Source organism: Clostridium sp. UBA7503 (genome assembly GCF_002477055.1).
GTDB lineage: Bacteria > Bacillota > Clostridia > Clostridiales > Clostridiaceae > Clostridium_J > Clostridium_J sulfidigenes.
On sequence record NZ_DLNT01000048.1, the window covers coordinates 1 to 20,936 of the forward strand.

A 20,936-nucleotide genomic window follows, 5' to 3' on the forward strand; every position below is an offset into this window, starting at 1 on the left:
TTTTGCGACGCCCCCTTTTTTTATTTAAATGTATGCTAAATAAAATAATAATCAAACTATATTTAGGGAAAGATAAATTCATATCCATAAAATATATTTAAAGGTATAAGGTAATTTAACAATAACTAAAATCGTCAATAAAACAAAGTGGTAAGTAGTGGAATAAGAGGAAAAGTAAATATTAAAAATAAGTCTAAAAGTGTGTAATCAATGTGACTGATATATTTTACAAAGGAGGAATTATAAATGAAAGATAATAAAAAGTTATCACATACTGCCTATGGTGGTATAAAAGGTGATGATTACATGCCTTTTATATCAACTACAACAGCAATGCCTGAGTCAAGTGTTTACTCTCTTCTAATGGGTGCAGTATTTACAATGATATTTGCGGCTGCAAACACTTATTTAGGATTAAAGGTTGGTCTTACAATTTCAGCAGGTATACCTGGGGCAATACTTGCCACAGGAATTTTAAAAGGGGTGTTTAAAAGAAACAATATATTAGAGGCTAATATGGTTGCTTCAATTGCAGCGGTTGGAGAATCTATAGCAGGTGGAATTATATTTATACTACCAGCAATTATTTTATGGGGAATTACCTTAAGGATTTCTACAATAGTTATTGTTACTCTTCTAGGAGGGCTAGTAGGTATATTTTTTGTTACACCGCTAAGAAAATTTTTAATAGTTGAGGAGCATGGGAATTTAGTATATCCCGAGTCTATGGCTGCAGCTGAAGTTTTAGTTAATGGAAGTGAAGGTGGTAGTGGATTTAAAATGGTTTTAATGGGTCTTGGAATTGGAGGAGGTTATAAGTTAGCTTCTGGGGGATTTGCTCTTTGGAGTGAAAGACCAGAATGGGTTATACCTGCATATCAAAATTCTGTATTTGGAATAGATACATTAGCTTCACTTCTAGGTGTTGGGTTTATTGTAGGTACAAAAGCATCGGCATTTATGTTTGGAGGATCTCTTGTAGCTTGGCTTGGATTAATACCACTTATTAAGTATATAGGTAGTACAGTTCCAGAACCTTTATTTCCTTCAACTATGTTAATCTCTGAGATGGGAGCTTCAGATATATANNGGAGTAAGTATATTAGATATATAGGAGCGGGAGCGGTTGCTGCAGGAGGATTCATTTCTCTAGGAAAATCTGCACCAACCATTATTAGATCTTTTAAAGAAGCCATGTCAGGTATAGGTAAAAAAGAAAGTGGTGTAACTACTAGAATAAATGAAGATCCACCAATTGTTTGGGTGATAGCTTCAGCAATACTAGTATTTGTTCTTGCATGGTTATTGCCGCAAATTAGAGTAGGAATAATAGGTTCACTAATGGCAGTAGTATTTTCATTTTTCTTTGCAGTAGTTTCTGCAAGAATGGTTGGTATAATTGGTGCATCAAATAATCCTGTATCAGGTATGACTATTGCTACTTTACTATTTGTTACGGCCATATTAAAGATAACTGGTAATATAGGGGAAGGTGGAATGATTACAGCTGTTATGGTAGGTGGTATAGTATGTGTAGCCATAGCCGTTGCTGGTGGTACAGCTCAAAGTTTAAAGACTACATTTATAATTGGTGGTTCTCCAAAAAAAGTACAAATTGGAATGTATTTAGGATTAATATTTGGTGCTGTAGTTTCTGGATATGTATTATTAATGCTTCATAATACATATGGAATTGGATCAGAAGCAGTGCCAGCACCACAAGCTACTCTTATGTCAATGGTTATAGAAGGTGTTATGACTGGTGAATTACCTTGGGTACTAGTGTTTGTGGGAGTATCTATAGCTATATTTGCAGAAATATCTGGTCTTCCAGTACTACCAGTTGCTCTTGGTTTATACTTACCGATACATTTAAATGCAGGTATATTATCAGGTGGTATAATTAGAATATTTGTTGAGAAGAAATTTAAGAAAAATGAATCTCTTATGAAAGAAAAAGTGGAGAGAGGTATTCTTATATCTTCTGGATTAGTTGCTGGAGACGCATTAATGGGTATAGTAGTAGCAGCGTTTGCTACTTTAGGACTTAATGTGGCCTTTGGACTTAATTTTGAAGGAATAACCCAAAACTCTATATTGTCAACAGGGATATTTATAATTCTTGGAGTAATTATTTATCTTATTTCTTGTAGTGGAGATAATGAAAGAACTTAAAGGTAAATGATGATTACTGATAATATTTCTTATAATATTAAAAAATATGGATATAATTATTAATAATATTAAAGTTAAGAGCCGTTTAGGCTCTTAACTAATTTGCAGGTGATTTGTATGAAAGGTAAAAAAACACAAAATAAAGAAGAAAAGAATTTTCTTTTATATATTCCTCAAATCGAACATGATAACTATAAAATTAATGAAAATAATATAGTTACTTTATACTTTGAACATAACAAACCTATAGAAAAGTTTGCAAGATGGTTAGTGAAAAAAAATAACCTTAGTGATATAGTCTTTGATGATAAATCTTCGTTAGCATGGACTTTAATAGATGGTAAAAGAAGTATATATGATATTGCACTTGAAATGGCAAGGAGATTAGGTGATACGGAAGAAGTAGCTATAGAGAGGCTTGTAATGTACATAAGATATATTGCTAGAAAAAGATGGATAAAGTTTATAGGAATAAAAAATAACCAGGGTTGATATTAGGAAATATGTAGACATTGAGAGTAATATCTACTATTTAAATAAATAAATTGAACAAAAACAATCTACTATATGGCTTGACTACTTTAGGCTTTGGTGTATAATTATGACTTGACTAGATAGAAATTTTTACGAAAATGTAAAAAAATCTAGCATATTTTAAGCATATTTTATATGAATATAATCCGAATAGATTAATAATATTAAAAATATAAATTTATAAGTAGTAGGGGTATAAAAATGATTATTGCAGATGTTAAAGTTGGTAGAATTACAATGCCATTAAAAAAACCATTCGTAACTAAAAACGGAGTTTATAATTATTCTAACGAAGTAGTTGTAAAGATTTTTACAGAAAATGGAGATGTGGGAATAGGAAGTGCAGCGCCAGCACCAAGAGTGACGGGGGAGACAGAAAGTTCAATTGTAGGTGCTATTAAACATATTACTACTTTTATTAAGGGAATGGATCTTACTTGTCTTCAATGTATTTTTAAAGTTATGGATGAATGCATTAGAGGAAATAATAGTGCAAAAGCAGCTGTAGAAATTGCTATATATGATCTTTGGAGTAAAGGAGTAAATACTCCATTATATAAGTTATTAGGAGGCTTTAATTCAACGGTACTTACAGATATAACTATACAAGATGATGATAAGATGGAAAATATGATAAATGCAGCCTATGAAGCTACTAGAGATGGCTATACTAATATAAAGATAAAGCTTGGAAATAATGTAGAATCAGACTTTGAAAAAGTGAAATTTATTAGACGCGCTATTAGAAAAGGAATAAAAGTAAGAGTTGATGGTAATCAAGGCTGGTCACCTAAAGATGCAATAAAGATAATTAAGAAGATAGAGCAATTAGATTTAGATATAGAGTTTGTAGAACAACCAGTTAAAGGTTGGGATATCGAAGGATTGAAATTTATTAAAGATAATGTGGACACTATGATTTTAGCTGATGAATCAGTGTTTGGATCCCCAGAGGCTTTTAAGGTAATTCAGAATAGAGCTTGTGACTTAATCAATATAAAACTGATGAAATGTGGAGGGATACAAAATGCCATAAGAATTTATAATATGGCAGATACCATGGGTATAAGGTGTATGGTCGGTTGTATGTTAGAGAGCAAAATTGGTATCACAGCAGCAGCAAGTTTTGCAGCTTCAAGAGGAAATATGATAACGGCAGATTTAGATACAATGCTATACTTTGCAGAGGATCCTATAGTTGGAGGAGCAATGTTTGAAGGAAATAAAATCACTTTATCCGATGAACCTGGTCTTGGAATTACTGATATAATAGGTTGGGAAGAAATAGTATAAGAAAACTTTATGTATCTATATATTATATTAATTTTGCATAGATGAAGGGGTTTATGATTAAAATATAGAACTTATAATAAGTTGCTATGAAAATTCATTATAAGAATCTAATATCTAATAAAGGAAGTGGTTTTATGTCAAATGATCTTAAAGACCAATTAAAGAAACAGTTAGAGGTTGCAATAGAAGAAGAAAGATTAGAACATATTATAAAAATAATAAATGATGAAATTCTTAAGTGTATAGAGAAAAGGAAGCATATAACCAATGCCATATTAGAATACAGAAAAAATGCTTTAGAAGAATTTAAAGATGATGATGATAAGATAATAGAGTATTTTGACCATGAAAACTACGTAAAAGAAGAAAATTTTAAAAGCACTGATAGAAAATTAAAAGAACTAACAGTACTAAAAGCTTCTCCTTATTTTGGTAAAGTTACTTTTAGAGAAGAAGATTATGGAATAGAAGATATATACATTGGAAGGTTTGGAGTAACTTTAGAGGAAACCTTTGAACCACTAATTATAGATTGGAGAGCTCCAATTTCAGCACTTTTTTATAATAATACAGGAAATATTGGACAGTATAATTCACCTGAAGGAGAAGTTACAGCTTCTATTTTAGGAAGGGTTCAATATATCATAAAGAGAGGTAAATTAGAGGGATTATTTAATTCTAATATCGATATAAAAGACGATATTCTTCAAATGGTATTAAGCAAAAACTCTTCAGATAAGCTTAAAGACATAGTTATGACTATACAACAAGAACAAAATGAGATTATAAGAAAAGATAAGAATAAGATACTAGTTGTAGATGGTGTAGCTGGAAGTGGTAAAACTACTATTGCACTTCATAGAGTTGCTTATTTAATTTATAATTATAGAAATCTTTTAGAAAATAAGGTTTTAATATTAGGGCCTAATAGAATATTTATAGATTATATTTCAAATGTTCTTCCAACTTTAGGAGAGACAGGAGTGTTCCAAACTACATTTTTAGATTTAGCTTTAGATTTAGTAGATGTAGATGATGTTATAGATATTAAAGATGTTATGGAAAGAATTCTTAATAAAGATAAAGGTTTTGAGAAAGAAATTATTTATAAGAGATCCTTAAAATTTATGGACGATCTAGATAAACTTATTATTAAATTAGAAGAAGATAGTTATTTTAGTGATGGAGTTTTCTTTAGAGACAAAGTTATAGCAACTAAAGAAGAGATAAAAGGCATGTTTACAAAAGACTTTACTTCACTTCCGTTATTTAGAAGAAGTAAAAAAATTAAAAGAATTTTATTCTCTAGAATTAGGGATGTGAGAGATGAAGAATTTAGATCTATTGAGATGAAGTATAAAGAGAAAAAGAAAGAGTTTACCCCTGAAAAATTAATACTTCATATAAATGATTTAGAATTCAAAAGAAAGTTAGAAATAAGAGAATTAGTAAGAGATGCAATAGAAGTAAAAGCTACATTAAGTTATTTAGATGGAAAAAATATAGAAAAGATATATGAAGAATTTAATGGTGATAAAGAATATACAGAAGAAGACTTGGTTGCTATATTATATCTAAAGGCTAAACTTATGGGCTTAAGGCTTAATAGAGAAATTAAACATTTAGTAATCGATGAGGCTCAAGATTATTCACCACTACAATTTGTAGTATTAAAAGAACTTGTAAATACTAAATCTATGACTATAGTTGGAGATAGTAATCAGCAATTAATACCTATTGGAAATAATTCTTCTTTAAATAGTATTAAAGATATATTTGGTGATGATTCAGTTGAAATGTTTAAGTTAAATAAGAGTTATCGTTCAACTAAAGAAATCATGGAATATAGTAATAGGTATATAGATGATATTTCCATAGTACCTATGGTTAGAACTGGAGATTCTGTTAATGAGATAATAGTAAAGGATGAGAAAGATATAAAAGAAAATATTATAGAGCTAGCATCTAGCTTGAAGAAAAAAAATCTTGAAAATATAGCTATTATAACTAAAAATTTATCTCAATCTAAGTATATATATGATTTGTTAAAAGAAGATATTTCATTAAAGCTTATAGATAAAGAGAATCTTCATATTGCCGAGGGCTCTATGATTATGCCTAGCTATTATGCAAAAGGTTTAGAATTTGATGGAGCTATTATAATTGAAGAGGACATCCAAGAAAGATACAAAGACAATTTAATGTATATAATGTGTACAAGAGCACTTCATAATTTAGTAGTTATTAAGAAATAAAAAATAGAAATAAAAAGTAATAGCACCCTGTGATGCTATTACTTTTTATTTATAATATATTATAAGCTTTCTTCATATCCTTGAATTTTATTTAATACTTCGTCATATATTTGGTCGGCCTTATTAAAATCCATATTAGGAACATAGAATTCCTCTAATTCATCATGTAAATCTTTAGCTGTTTTTATACAATCAAGACCTTTTTGAAGCAAGATGTAAAAAATGGAAGAAACATCGTCTATATCATCTTGTTTTTTTTCAATATAATTTGCATCTAATAGACTATCCATATCATATTCCTCGCCATGAAATTCTATTTTGGTAATTTCATTTGATGTTACTAGAGCAACCTTTAATTCAGGAATTAATAAATGTTCAATTTTTTCAGGATTTAGTGGAGTGTGTAAAATCTCTACATCTAGACCTCTTCGAATAGCTTCATCTGCAATATATTCAAGAACACGAGTTTTGCCAGTTCCAGGAGAGCCTTTAAGTATATAAACACTGGACATGTCTTTTATTATATTATGAATATAAGTTATAACTCCCTCTGGAGTAAATCCTGTTGCAAATAGGTGGCGTTTTTTACCCAGTGATGAGAAAGTATTAGGAAGAATTCTATTCTTCAAATTTTCTTTTAAAATATTAAGTTCATAAAGATTTAAAGCTTCATTATTAAAGGTATACCAATCATCATAAATAGATTTAGCAGCAGCAAAAAATCTGTAAGCTCTTCTAAAGGAATTTCCAATTTCTTCATTTACAGCTAAAATGCTAAATTTTATGCTCTTAAAATTCTCTTCTTTTAAACATATTCCCATATTCACTATATCATCTACTGCACCAGGAGTAATAGGATCTATCATATGGGGAGATGTACCATCAAGTATAGCTACTTTTAATTCTTTAATTAGAACTCCATCTAAAGAATCACTATCAGAAGAACAATGATGAAATTCTACATCATATCCTCTATCAATGTAGTGTTTTCCAATTTTTTTCATAAGGGAAGATTTTCCTGTGCCAGGACCGCCCTTTAAGCAAATAATTCTAGTTGCATCCTTTTGGGAAATAATATAATTAAAGTGAGAGTAAAAGCCTTTTCCGGTATTGCCACCTAAAAAATAGTGAGTGGATATTCCAGTCATAATTAATCCTCCAATGATTTCTACACTATCATAATATTATATAAGTTAAAAATGGTTAATAAAAATTCAAATTAATTAGATAAAAGATGCATCTACGGTAATTATTACGTTGTGATTTGGAGAAACTTTCTTAATTTCCTCATTTATTTGTTTTTGTAATTTAAGTTCTGATTCTTTAGTTATTATAAAGTCATTCTTAACTACTACATCAAATATTAGATTTTTATAGTCACCTTCACCTACTACTCTAAAATCATGAAAAGAAGATATATGAGGAATTTTATTTAAAACTTCTTCCAATTCTTTTTTTGCAATAAGAATCTCCTCATCATTTGTAGTTACTGGATCCATATGAATTAGCAGATATATACCCAGTTCAGAAGAAATTTCTTTTTCAGCTCTATCTATAACCTCATGAGCAGCAACAACAGAAATATCAAGAGGAACTTCAGCGTGAATAGAAGCAATTATTCTTCCAGGGCCATAATTATGAACTAGCAAGTCATGAACACCATCTATATGTTCATAGGATAATAACATTTTTTGAATATCTTCTACCAAATCTTCATCAGGAGCAACTCCAAGTAATGGATTTAAAGTATCTTTAATTAGGTTATATCCTGCATAAAGAATTACAAAGGAAACAACTAGACTAATATATCCATCTATAGGAAGTGATGTAAATTTTGAGATTAATAGTGATATAACTACAGTAGAAGAAGATATTACATCACTTATTGAGTCTACAGAAGAAGCTTTAAGAGCGGAAGAATTTATTTTGTTACCTATACCTCTATAGAACCTACTTAACCATATTTTAAATGATATAGATATGATTAAAAGAATAAATGGAAGCAGTGAAAATTCTACAGAAACAGGGTTTTTAATTCGCTCAAAAGAGCTTTTTATAAATTCAAAGCCAACTAATATTACTAAAAATGCAACTATAAGACCAGAAATGTACTCAATTCTTCCATGTCCAAAGGGATGTTCTTTATCCGCTGGTTTACTTGAAAGTTTAAATCCAAAGATAGTTACTAATGAAGCACCAACATCGGAGAGATTATTAAAAGCATCAGCAATTACAGCAATACTATTAACTAAAAGTCCAGCAGTGATTTTAATTGAAAATAAAACTAGATTTACTAAAATACCAATAACTCCACCAAGATATCCATAGCGTTCTCTGACTTTTTTATTTTTTATATCCTCACTATTTCTAATAAATTTTGTTATAAGTTTTTGAGAAATCAATTATTACACCTCTTTATCAATATATTTTTTCTCATAACTATAGTATAACACGAGAACATGTTATAAATTAGGGAAAATCACAAAATTCGTAGGAAATGTAGTAAAAGTTTGGTATACTATTACTAGTATTTTGTTTTAAGGAGGGGATTAATTATGTCAAAAGAATTGAAGTTTGCTAAAGAACTTATAGATTTTTTGTATGAAAGCCCTACTGCTTTTCATGCAGTAAAAAATGTTAAAGATTCTCTTGAAGGTTGCGAGTTTAAGGAATTAAAGGAAGAGGATAAATGGATATTAGAAAATGGTGGTAAATATTATACTACTAAAAATGGTTCTGCATTAGTTGCATTTACTGTAGGTAATGGTGAGGTTGAGAACCATGGATTTAAAATTATAGGTGCTCATACAGATTCACCTACATTTAGAATAAAACCAAATAGTGAAATTATATCAGAAAATAATTATATTAAATTAAATACTGAGGTTTATGGTGGTTTAATAAGAAGTACATGGATGGATAGACCGCTATCTGTAGCAGGAAGAGTTGCTTTAAAAGGTGAAAATTTACTTAATCCAGAGTTAAGGTTAGTGAACATAAAGAAACCAATATTAATAATACCTAGCTTAGCAATTCATATGAATAGGGAAGCCAATTCTGGAGGAGAATTAAATCCACAAAAAGATACACTTCCACTACTTGCAATGGTAACTGAAGAATTAGAAAAGGATAATGTATTAATAAATATATTAGCTGAGGAATTGAAGGTAAATAAAGAGGATATTATAGATTTTGATTTATTCCTTTATGAATTTGAAAAGGGATGTATTGTTGGATTAAAAGATGAATTTATATCTTCAGGTAGATTAGATGACCTTCAAATGGTTCATGCTGGAATTGAGGCACTAAAAGAAGCTCCAATAACTGAAGGCATAAATGTAATGGTATGTTTTGATAATGAAGAAGTTGGAAGCTCTACAAAACAAGGAGCCGATTCTGATATGTTAGCAAATATTTTAGAAAGAATTACTCTTTGTCTAGGAAAAGGGAGAGAAGAGTTCTTTAGAGCACTTAGCAGATCATTTATTATTTCGGCAGATAATGCTCACGCAGTTCATCCTAATAGTCCAGAAAAGGCAGATCCCACTAATAGACCAATTGTAAATAAAGGTCCTGTTATAAAGATAAATGCAAATTGCGCATATACTAGTGATTCAGATTCTTCTGCTGTATATGAGTCTATTTGTAAAAAAGCAGAAGTACCAGTACAAAAGTTTGTAAATCGTTCAGATTTAAGAGGTGGTTCAACCATAGGACCAATTTCTTCAACACATTTGAATATACGTTCTGTAGATATTGGAAATTCAACCCTTGCTATGCATTCTATAAGAGAGTTTGCAGGAGTTAAGGATCATAGTTATGTAACAAAATCCTTTATAGAGTTTTACAAAATATAATATAATTATAGAAACTCCTTCTAACAAAGGAAGAATTATTGAAACTAGTGATGGGAAAGAAGTAAAATTTAATGTGCGACCAGGTAGTTATAGAGTATTAACTAAAGGTAGTTCACAATAGCATATATAAAGAAGCCATTTAAGATAAGTAAGATATAAAGTTACTTTTCTTAGATGGCTTTTATTTAGCTATAAGAGAAGGCTAATCCATAGGATAGAAAAATATTTACTATTATAGATTTAAGTTAATTTGGTAATAATAATAGTTGAGCATCATTGAAAGGGGATAGCACCATGGACCACATATTTATTTTAGTAAATTTAATACTTATACTAAGCATAGTTCTTCTTATGTATGTAATCAAAAATAGAAATAAGAGAAGAGCATATATTAAGATTAGTGACAATAGTTTTTTAGCAGAAAATAAAGAGAAATTGGAAGATGCTATTGATGATATAGCCAGAGACCATAGAGAAATTGAAAAAATAAGTAGGAATGATTTAATTTCCAATTTAGATAAGCATTTTAATAATATATTGGGGTGCCATAATCTATTTAAAGTGGATGAAAATAGAGAATATTTCAAGATAAAAGGAACACAATGGATATTAGATAATATCTATGTTATTGAAAAAGAGTATAAATTTATAAAAAAACATTTATCAAAGAAATATTTAAAATCACTACCTATACTAAAAAGTGGAGCATTAAAAGGGTATCCTAGAATTTATGCTGTATCAAGAGAAATATTAGGAATTTATAGAGATAAGTTAACTAGAGATAGTATTAATAAATTTTTAAAAAGATATCAAGAAACAACTATATTAACTATGGGAGAATTATGGGCTTTACCTATAATGCTTAAAATAGCCTATTTAGAGATAATAGGAAAAAGCTCAGTATTGATAGTGGATAAAGCAAATGATAGACATAGAGGAGAAAGATTAGCTGATAGGATTATTAAGTATTATAATGAAGAAAATATGAAGAGAGCTATGGATTTTATATCAGAGAATAATATTAAATTTACAGAATACTTTGCGGATGCATTAATAAGAGTTTTAAGAGATAATGGAGTAAATTACGATGAATTAAATTTATGGATAGAAGATAAGTTAAGCGAAAATGAAATTACTTTAGATAAGATTATTATAGATTCTAATAAAAGTGATGGTATCTATTCTACAGCCATTAGTAGTAGCATTAATGGTTTAAGAAATTTAGATAATATAAATTGGGAAGAAGTATTTAATATTAGCAATAAAGTAGAAGAAATATTAAGTAAAGATCCTGCTATGGTTTATAGTGCTATGGATTTTTATTCCAAAGACTATTATAGACATGTTTTAGAAAAAATAGCTAGACAAAATAAAATTTCTGAGACATTTGTTGCTAGAAAAGTACTACAGTGTGCAGAAGTAAATAATGATAAAGAATTTGAAAATCATGTGGGATATTATCTAATTGACAGTGGTAGAAAAAAGCTTAATCATATTTTGAATATTGATTTTAAAGGATTTGAAAAGTTAAAAAATATGATAAAGGGAAGAGCTGTTGGTATTTATATAGGAACTATTGTTATTCTTACAGCCACACTAGTGGGAGGATTTATAACTTGGAGCTATATAAATGATACTAATATATCAATATCTAAATATATTTTATCTGGAATAGTTACTATTATACCGCTCAGTGAGGTTGTGGTATCCATCTTAAATTGGAGTATTACTAATTTAAGTACACCTAATGTATTACCTAAAATTAATGTATCTGATAGAATTCCTAAAGAAGGAATCACCTGTGTGGTAGTTCCTACGCTAATAGAAAGTATAGACAAAGCTAAAAGTTTAATGAGAAATTTAGAAACTTATTATTTAGGAAATAATGATGAAAATCTATATTTTGCTATATTGGGAGATTTTATAGATAGTCATAGAGAAAAAGAAGCAGAAGATGAAGTGATATCTAAATTTTGTTTAGAAGAAATTAATAAGTTAAATACAAAGTATAAGAAAGATAATGGTCATTTTTTCTTTTTATGTAGACATAGAAAGTTTAATGAAAAGGAGAATAAGTGGCTAGGATGGGAGAGAAAAAGAGGAAAACTAGAAGAGTTTAATAAGTTTATAAGAGGAGATAAAAATACCACTTATAGTGTTTTTAGTGAAGGTGCCGAAAAACTTTTTAAAGTAAAGTATGTTATAACTTTAGACGGAGACACCATACTTCCAAGAGAATCAGCAAAGATTTTAATTGGTGCAATGCTTCACCCGTTAAATAGAGCTTATATAAAGGAAGATGGGACTGTTTGGAGAGGTTATGGGATAATACAACCTAAAATTGGTATAGATTTAGAAAGTGCTAATAGAACTTATTTTTCTAAAGTATTCTCAGGAGAAGCAGGTATTGATATATATACATTTGCAATATCTGATGTATATCAAGACTTATTTGGAGAGGGTATTTTTACTGGTAAGGCCATATATGATGTGGATGTATTTACAAAGGTAACCCAGGGAGCAATTGAAGAAAATCAAGTTCTAAGTCATGATTTATTAGAAGGATCTTTAGCAAGAACGGCTTTGCTTACAGATGTGGAGTTAGTAGATGGATATCCTTCTAACTTTATTGCAAGTTGTAAAAGACTTCATAGATGGGTAAGAGGTGATTGGCAACTATTACCATATATATTAAAGAAAAATAAATTAAATAGATTATCTAAGTGGAAGATGATAGATAATTTAAGAAGAAGCTTAATGGCTCCTTCTATGTTAATCTTATTACTTTGCTCTTTAGGAGGAATTCTTCCTGATGGTATAGATAAGTGGTATATGTCAGCTTTCATTGCGTTAATAACACCTATTCTATTTAACATGTCAGAAAATATAGTTTCGCCTATAAATGGAATAAGTCTAAGTGGAAAAGTTCAAAATTTCCAAATGGCTTTAAAGCAAGTATTTTTTTTATATGCGTTTCTTCCTTTTAAGGCATATTTAATGGTAGATGCCATTATAAGAACTCTATACAGATTAATAATAAGTAAAAAAAACTTATTACAATGGCAAACGGCTGAGGAAGCAGAAAGGTCTTCAGGAAAAGACTTTATAAGTTATTTTAAATACATGTGGCAAGAGATAGTAATAGCTTTAGGTATTATGGTGGTAGCATGGAGAAGTAGCTTAGATACCTTTTATGTAATGATACCAAGTTGTATTATATGGGTTATTAGTCCAATAATAGCATATATTATAGGTCAGAATATTAATGATGAAACAGTAAAATTAAGTGAAGACGATAATAAGGTTTTAAGAAGGTTAACTAGAAGGATTTGGGCATATTTTGAAGACTTTATCACTGAGGATACTAAGTATCTTGGCGGGGATAATTATCAGGAAGAACCATATAGAGGATTAGCTATGAGAACTTCTCCTACTAATATAGGTATGACTTTAATTTCTAACATTGTTGCTATAGATATGGGGTATATTGGAACAGTTAAAGGTATAGAAAACTTAGGTAAAACTATAGATACTTTGAAAAGACTAGAAACCTGTAAAGGGCATTTTTATAATTGGTATGATGTTGAGACACTTAGTCCACTATTACCTAGATATGTATCTACAGTAGATAGTGGAAATCTAGTATCTTATTTATATACCATAGAAGAAGCACTAAAGGAATTAAGAAGCACACCTTACTTTAATAATAGTGTTGAGGGCATAGAGGATACTGTTTATCTTGCCATGGAAGAGCTAGAGGATGAAAGAAAAAAATATATGTACCTTAATGTTATTGAAAGAATAAAAAGAGAAGGAAAAGATATATTAACTTTTTATAATATATTAAATAACTTTGAAAGTATTGTACAGGAAGATATAGAAAATATAGATAGTGCTTATTGGAATAAAAAACTATTAGATAATATAAAAGACTATTTAAGTGAAATTAAATTTTTATTTCCATTCATAGATGATATAAAGCTATTACCTAGAAGCAAGTATGAAAATATAATTAGAATTATTAGTAGTGATAGTTTAGGGCATATATATGATATTATAAAAGGGTTTAATTTTATATCTAATAATTTAAATGAATTTCAATTAGAAAGAATAAATAAGAATATAGATTTATGTAAAGAAAGAGTAGGTACACTATTAAAACAACTTACAAAAATTGAAGCTGAACTAAATAGAATTATAGATAATACAGATTTTAAGTTTTTGTATAATGATGAAAGAGAGTTATTTCATATAGGCTATGATGTAGACAATGAATCATTAAGTAGTAATTACTATGACTTATTGGCATCAGAAGCTAGAATAACAAGTTTTATTGCAGTGGCTAAGGGAATAGTTCCAACATCTCATTGGTTTGCTTTAAATAGATCCTTAACTTTAATGTATGGTAGAAAAGGATTGGCAAGTTGGAGTGGAACCATGTTTGAATACTTTATGCCAAGAATTTTAATGAAAAATTATAGGAATTCTATGTTAGATGAAACCTATAGGTCTGTAATGGAAGGTCAAATAAGATATGGAGATAAGAGGAAGGTTCCTTTTGGTATTTCAGAAAGTGCCTACTATAAATTTGATGTAGATTTAAACTATCAATACAAAGCCTTCGGTGTACCTAAAATTGGTATAAAAAGAGGATTAGAAGAAGAGTTAGTAGTATCACCATATTCTACTATTATGGGGCTTATGGAAAATGTACCTAAGTCTATGGCAAATATAAGAAGTCTCTTAAAATTTGAATGTTATGGAAGATATGGATTTTATGAAGCTATTGATTATACAAATAAAAGAATAAAAAATAAAAAGTTTGAAATAGTAAGATCTTATATGATACATCATCTAGGAATGAGTTTATTGGCTTTAGATAATGTGATGAATAATAATATTATTCAAAGAAGATTTCATAGAATCCCTATGATTAGAGCTGTGGAAATATTGCTTCAAGAGAAAATAAGTAAGAATGTGGTCTATGATAGAAAAGAAGATAATTCACAAGAAGTTAAAGAAGTGCAAAGGCAATATTCTATCCATAGAACATTTAAATTTGGAGAAAGTAAGTATCCCCAAACCATACTTCTTGGGAATAAAAATTATAACATCTTATTAAATACGGCTGGTGGTGGCTACTCTAAGTTTAAAAATATAATGGTATATAGATGGAAAGAAGATTTGATTCGTAGTAGTTGGGGAAAGTTTTTTTATATTAAAGACACTAATTCTAATGAATATACATCTTCTACCTATGAACCTTGTAAAGGGCAAGGAGATAAATATGAAGTTAATTTCTATTTGTATAAGGCAGAATTCATAAAATACTGGAGAGAGCTAGAAATAAATACCATAGTTCAAGTAATTCCTGAAGATAATTGTGAAATTAGAACTATTGATATCAAAAATAATAGTAGTGAAGAAAAAACTATAGAAATTATTAGTTACAGTGAAGTAGTTTTACAAGGATACAGTGGAGATATATCACACCCTACTTTTGGGAATTTATTTATTACTACAGAATATATAGATGAATTAAGTGGAATACTTGCAAAGCGCAGACCTCGTAGCGAAAAAGACAGGGACATATATACTCTTGAAAGTACAATAGGTGAAGAGGAATTTAAAACAGAGTACGATACGGCAAGGCTAAGTTTTATAGGAAGAAATCATTCAAAAGAAAATCCTATAGCTTTAGAAGAAAATGAACCTTTAAAAAATAATGTAGGGAATGTATTAGATCCTATAATTGCAATTAAGAGAATAATAAAAATTCCTAAAGGTGAAAGCAAATCTATAAAATATATAACAATAACAGGAAACTCTAAGGAGGATGTATTAAATAAGTCAAGAAATTATCAAGATATTAATATTCTAGAGGAAAGTGTCCTAAGATCTGCTTTGAGTGTAGAAGAAAGTCTTATTAATAAAGGAATAAAACCAACACAAGGGATTATTTATGAGCGGTTTGCAAGTAGTATATTATTTAATAACTTTAGTTATACAAAGAGAATAAATAACTTAATTAATCTAAGTAGAAGTCAAAGAAATCTCTGGGCCTACGGAATTTCAGGAGATTTACCTATTGTATTGTTAACTATTAACAAGGAAAAGGAAAGTGATATCTTAAGACAGCTTATAAATTGCCATGGATATTTAGAAGAAAAGGGATTAAAGTTTGATATTGTAGTCATTAATGAAGAGGAAATAAGCTATGAAAAGCCTCTAGATAGTGCACTAAAAAGAATAATATTGAATAGCTCTTTAAATGGACGAGAAAATACTTCAGGTGGCATATTTATAATTAATAATGAAAAAATGTCTAAAGAAGATTTAAATTTGCTTTATTCTATTGCAGCAATAATCGTAGACGGATCAGAAGGCCCCTTATTAAAACAAATTGAAAAAGCCATGAAAAATGAAGATTATCCATATGACTCAAGAAAGTATATATGGGAAATGAGTGAACTAAAAGAAGCTAATTTAAGTTATAGTGATAGTAATATCCCTAAAGTAGAAACTTCAGAGTTAAGCTTTTTTAATGGATATGGAGGTTTTAATAATGAGGGAGAATATACAATTATACTAAAGGACGGAATGTCTACACCAGCTCCTTGGATAAATGTTATAGCCAATAATAATAGATTTGGATTTAATATAAGTGAGTCTGGTAGTAGCTATACTTGGTATAAAAATAGTAGAGAATTTAAAATTACTCCTTGGAATAATGATTTCATTGAAGATACCCCTAGTGAAGTTTTATATCTAGAGGAAGGGGATAAACTTTGGTCAATAACTCCTGAACCAATAAGAGATAAAGGGGAGTATGTAATAACTCATGGATTTGGATATTCTAAATTTACTCATTGTAAAAGTGGAATACTGGGGGAAATTACTGTATTTCCTTCAAAGGAGAGAAGTGCAAAACTTATTAAGGTTAGCTTAAATAACTTAGTAGATAAGGAGAGAAATATAGGAATTACTTATATTGCAAGATTGTGTCTAGGAGATTTAAGAGAAAACAATTATAAGAAGATTTACACTGTAATAGATAAAGAAAACAAATACATATATGGAATCAATCCATATAGTAGTGATTTTTCATCTAGTCATGTTTATTTAAAAATAAGTGGAGGAAAAAATGAAAGTTTTAGTGGAGATGAAAGAGATTTTATTGTAAGTAAAGAAGATATGGATACTTTATCTGAACAGAACACTATAAGCTTATCAGGAAGGTGTGGTTCAGGATTAGAACCAGTTCTTAGTGAGAAAGTTTACTTAAGATTAGGAGCTAATGAAGAAAAATCACTGGTAATTATATTAGGAGCAGAAGACAGTGTTGAAGAAATTCAAAATTCCCTTGAAGAGTTTTCAGATATAACTAGAGTTGAGAAAGAGTTAGAAAAGGTAAAAGGCTATTGGGAAAGGCTTTTAACTAAGATAAAGATAAAAACAGAGGATAAAGCTTTAGATTTCATGATTAATGGTTGGCTTCCTTATGAAACTATCAGTTGTAGATTATTTTCAAGAACAGCATTTTATCAATGTGGAGGAGCTTATGGATTTAGAGATCAATTACAAGATTCCATTCCAATGATTTATATACAGCCTGAAATTGCTAGAAATCAAATTCTTTATAGTGCTACTAGACAATTTGAAGAAGGGGATGTGCAACATTGGTGGCATCCAGTTGTAAATAGTGGAATAAGAACTAGATTTAGTGATGATTTATTATGGTTACCATATGTTACTTGTATATATGTTAAAACCACTGGAGATTATAAGATTTTAGATGAAGAGATTGGATATTTAAAGGATGAGCCTTTAAGAGAAGGAGAAGATGAAAGGTATAATGTATCATCAAAATCAGATTTAAAAGAATCCTTATACAATCACTGTATAAGAGCTATAAATAGAAGCTTAAAGTTTGGTTCCCATAATATTCCTCTCATGGGAAGTGGAGATTGGAATGATGGAATGAGCACTGTAGGAAATAAGGGTAAGGGAGAGAGTATCTGGCTTGGATGGTTCCTATATGCTATATTAAAAGATTTTAAGGATCTATGCATATATAAAAAGGATGAGGATAATTATGAAAAATATATTAAGACTATGGATTTTATTAAAGAAAATCTAGAGATTCATGGATGGGATGGAAGTTGGTATAAACGTGCTTACTTTGATGATGGCACTCCACTAGGATCTCATGAAAATCAGGAATGTAAAATAGATGCCCTATCACAATGTTGGTCTGTAATATCAGAAGCAGGAGATAAGGAAAGAGCTAATATAGCTATGAGTTCTTTGGAAAAATATTTAGTAAAGCCTAAAGAAAAAATTATATTACTATTGAGCCCACCTTTTGATAAATCAGATTTAAAACCAGGATATATAAAAGGATATGTACCTGGAGTAAGGGAAAATGGAGGACAATATACCCATGGAGTTGCGTGGGTAGCTTTAGCTCTTGCAAAACTAGGAAGAGGAGAAGAAGCATATAATATATATTCCATGCTAAATCCTATAAATCATAGTTTAAACATAGAGGAAGCAAATGTATTTAAGACAGAGCCTTATGTTATGGCTGCAGATATATATTCGGTGGAACCTCATGAAGGAAGAGGCGGATGGAGTTGGTATACTGGAAGCTCAGGTTGGATGTATACTATCGCATTAGAACACATATTGGGTTTTAGATTAATAGAGGGAAAAGGGTTTAAAATTAAACCATGTGTACCAAAAGACTTTAAAGAATACTCTATAGACTATGTATATGGAAATGCTGTATATCATATCAAAGTAATTAGAAGTGGTAATTCTACCATAACATTAGATGGGAATGTTATAGAAGGAGATATAATACCTGTTACCTCTTATGGAGAACATGAAGTAAAAGTAAATATTTAATAAACAATATAGGAATTGCTTTTATTGCAATTCCTATATTGTTTACTATTTAGTTGGAGTGTTTTTATTTATTGATTCTAAGGGTTGATCTTCAAAGCCTAGAAGATCCGATTCCTCGTTATAGGTATAATCAAATTCTGCATTAGAGATGTTGTTTGCCACAATTGGATCTACAACATGATTTGGAAGCAGCACATAGTCTTCAAGAGAATGTGCTTTTACAGGTTTGGTACTAGCATCTAAAAAGTCTCTTTCATTAGGACCATAAGGTTTTGCACCATTAGACTTACTAGAATTGTTTTTTGAATCCATATAAAATACCTCCTTAAAGTAAGTGGTGATATATTTTAAAATTATATTGAAATACTGAAATTTATTTAATATATTTAGTTTGCTTCAATGCAGTAAATAAATACTAGAAATTTATGGGCTTTTATATAATTCTAATTTAAATAAAAATAATCATATAGTAAGGTTAGAGATAGATAAACTAAAAAATAGAATAACAATTTCTAATATTGACATAATATAATATAAGAATTATAATAACTTTAATGTAATATTAAATAACTTTATTATTAATTGATCGGTAAGGCGAAGTAAGTAGTATTAAAAACAGATTTTCAGAGAGTGATAGATGGTGAGATTATCGCAGTTATGCTTGATATGAATGGGTCGCTGAGATGTTGGGTGAATTTAAAGTAGTCTAGCACGTATGCTCACGTTATAGAGCTAGGATATGTTTGTGTCTGAAAGAGGTGAGGTTTTATTATCTCAAAATAGGTGGTACCGCGTGATTTATGCCCTATGGATTTATTCCATAGGGCTTTTATTTACAATTAAATGGAATAATTTTACGAATTGAAAGGAGAAAAAACATGGAAGATAAGAAAAAAGTTATGTTAAGTGGAATTAAGCCTTCTGGGGATTTAACACTAGGAAATTATTTAGGAGCTATAAAAAATTGGGTAAAACTACAAAATGAATATGAATGTTATTTTTTTATTGCAGATTTGCATGCAATTACAGTAAGGCAGATACCAGCTGAACTTAGAAAGAGAACTTTAGAAGTACTAGCAATTTATATTGCTGCAGGAATAGATACAGAGAAGAATACACTATTCGTACAATCTCATGTACCAGCTCATTCTGAAGCTGCATGGCTTTTAACTTGCCATAGCTATATGGGAGAACTAAGTAGAATGACCCAGTATAAGGATAAATCTAAAAATAGTGGAGAAAGTATAGGGGCAGGATTATTTAGTTATCCGGTTATAATGGCTGCTGACGTATTGTTATATCAAACAGATGTAGTGCCAGTTGGAATAGATCAAGTACAGCATTTAGAATTAGCAAGAGATATAGCTGACAGATTTAATAAATTATACAGTCCAACCTTTAAAATACCTGAACCATACGTAGGTAAGGCTGGAGCAAAAATAATGGACCTTCAAAATCCAGAAAAGAAGATGTCTAAGTCGGAAGAAAATCCTAATGGATATATCTTAATATTAGATCCACCAGAAATCATAAGAAAAAAAATATCCAGAGCTGTAACTGATAGTGTAGGAGAAGTTAAATTCTGTGATGAGCAACCAGGAGTTAAAAATTTAATGACAATTTTAAGCACTATTAAAGGCATATCTATGGAGGAAATAGAAGAAAGATATAAGGGGCAAGGTTATTCCCAATTTAAATTAGATGTAGCAGAGGCTGTAGTTTCAGAACTTGAACCAGTTCAAAGGAAAGTTAAAGAGCTTTTAGATAACAAAGGGAAGCTAGAAGAAATCTTCAAAGTTGGAGCAGAAAAGGCAAATTATGTAGCTTCTAAGACTTTAAGAAAGATGCAAAAGAAAATAGGATTGGTTCAGTATTAATATTATTAGTATTAATACTAAAGGTACTTTATATA

The 20,936-nt window shown here is 29.6% G+C and carries 10 protein-coding genes and 1 other annotated feature; of the genes, 7 read left to right on the forward strand and 3 right to left on the reverse strand.

Going from position 1 to position 20,936, the window contains the following annotated elements:
• Window positions 1-246: 246 nt before the first annotated feature.
• From B3630_RS14730 to B3630_RS14745, 4 genes are all read left to right on the forward strand, one after another.
• Window positions 247-2,175 carry an OPT family oligopeptide transporter gene (locus tag B3630_RS14730; RefSeq protein ID WP_346899468.1) on the forward strand — a complete coding sequence of 643 codons (1,929 nt, stop codon included), beginning with the start codon at window positions 247-249 and terminating at the stop codon, window positions 2,173-2,175.
• A 117-nt stretch (window positions 2,176-2,292) separates the two neighbouring features.
• Window positions 2,293-2,667, forward strand: coding sequence for a PqqD family protein (locus tag B3630_RS14735; protein WP_346868989.1), 375 nt, complete (start codon window positions 2,293-2,295; stop codon window positions 2,665-2,667).
• 243 nt (window positions 2,668-2,910) lie between these two features.
• Window positions 2,911-4,002 carry a dipeptide epimerase gene (locus B3630_RS14740; protein ID WP_346899470.1) on the forward strand — a complete coding sequence of 364 codons (1,092 nt, stop codon included), beginning with the start codon at window positions 2,911-2,913 and terminating at the stop codon, window positions 4,000-4,002.
• A gap of 134 nt (window positions 4,003-4,136) precedes the next feature.
• Entirely contained in the window at window positions 4,137-6,257 is a 2,121-nt protein-coding gene (locus B3630_RS14745) for a HelD family protein (RefSeq protein ID WP_346899472.1), read from the forward strand.
• Between the two features lie 59 nt (window positions 6,258-6,316).
• Here B3630_RS14745 and B3630_RS14750 read toward each other — a convergent pair whose 3' ends face one another.
• Together B3630_RS14750 and B3630_RS14755 are read right to left on the reverse strand one after the other, a co-directional pair.
• Window positions 6,317-7,405: a PRK06851 family protein gene (locus B3630_RS14750; RefSeq protein ID WP_346899474.1), complete on the reverse strand. Its 1,089-nt coding sequence runs from the start codon at window positions 7,403-7,405 to the stop codon at window positions 6,317-6,319.
• A 75-nt stretch (window positions 7,406-7,480) separates the two neighbouring features.
• A complete protein-coding gene (locus tag B3630_RS14755; protein WP_346899476.1) occupies window positions 7,481-8,659 on the reverse strand; it encodes a cation diffusion facilitator family transporter in 1,179 nt (392 codons plus the stop codon).
• Between the two features lie 153 nt (window positions 8,660-8,812).
• Here B3630_RS14755 and B3630_RS14760 point away from each other — a divergent pair, with 153 nt between their 5' ends.
• Together B3630_RS14760 and B3630_RS14765 are read left to right on the forward strand one after the other, a co-directional pair.
• A complete protein-coding gene (locus B3630_RS14760; RefSeq protein ID WP_346899478.1) occupies window positions 8,813-10,114 on the forward strand; it encodes a M18 family aminopeptidase in 1,302 nt (433 codons plus the stop codon).
• 294 nt (window positions 10,115-10,408) lie between these two features.
• The gene (locus B3630_RS14765; RefSeq protein WP_346899480.1) at window positions 10,409-19,024 is read left to right on the forward strand and encodes a GH36-type glycosyl hydrolase domain-containing protein; all 8,616 of its coding nucleotides are present in this window, start codon (window positions 10,409-10,411) and stop codon (window positions 19,022-19,024) included.
• Between the two features lie 45 nt (window positions 19,025-19,069).
• Here the strand turns inward: B3630_RS14765 and B3630_RS14770 are convergent, their stop codons facing one another.
• Window positions 19,070-19,336, reverse strand: coding sequence for a hypothetical protein (locus tag B3630_RS14770; RefSeq protein ID WP_346899482.1), 267 nt, complete (start codon window positions 19,334-19,336; stop codon window positions 19,070-19,072).
• A gap of 268 nt (window positions 19,337-19,604) precedes the next feature.
• Window positions 19,605-19,835, forward strand: a binding site (T-box leader).
• Between the two features lie 67 nt (window positions 19,836-19,902).
• Here B3630_RS14770 and trpS point away from each other — a divergent pair.
• A complete protein-coding gene (gene trpS / locus B3630_RS14775; RefSeq protein ID WP_346899484.1) occupies window positions 19,903-20,901 on the forward strand; it encodes a tryptophan--tRNA ligase in 999 nt (332 codons plus the stop codon).
• Window positions 20,902-20,936: the final 35 nt, after the last annotated feature.

Excerpts from the sequence above, each read along its gene's own strand:
- B3630_RS14760 (WP_346899478.1), top strand. The coding sequence starts at position 8,813 with ATGTCAAAAGAATTGAAGTTTGCTAAAGAACTTATAGATTTTTTGTAT.
- trpS (WP_346899484.1), top strand. The coding sequence starts at position 19,903 with ATGGAAGATAAGAAAAAAGTTATGTTAAGTGGAATTAAGCCTTCTGGG.
- B3630_RS14750 (WP_346899474.1), bottom strand. The coding sequence starts at position 7,405 with ATGACTGGAATATCCACTCACTATTTTTTAGGTGGCAATACCGGAAAA.
- B3630_RS14765 (WP_346899480.1), top strand. The coding sequence starts at position 10,409 with ATGGACCACATATTTATTTTAGTAAATTTAATACTTATACTAAGCATA.
- B3630_RS14770 (WP_346899482.1), bottom strand. The coding sequence starts at position 19,336 with ATGGATTCAAAAAACAATTCTAGTAAGTCTAATGGTGCAAAACCTTAT.
- B3630_RS14735 (WP_346868989.1), top strand. The coding sequence starts at position 2,293 with ATGAAAGGTAAAAAAACACAAAATAAAGAAGAAAAGAATTTTCTTTTA.
- B3630_RS14745 (WP_346899472.1), top strand. The coding sequence starts at position 4,137 with ATGTCAAATGATCTTAAAGACCAATTAAAGAAACAGTTAGAGGTTGCA.
- B3630_RS14740 (WP_346899470.1), top strand. The coding sequence starts at position 2,911 with ATGATTATTGCAGATGTTAAAGTTGGTAGAATTACAATGCCATTAAAA.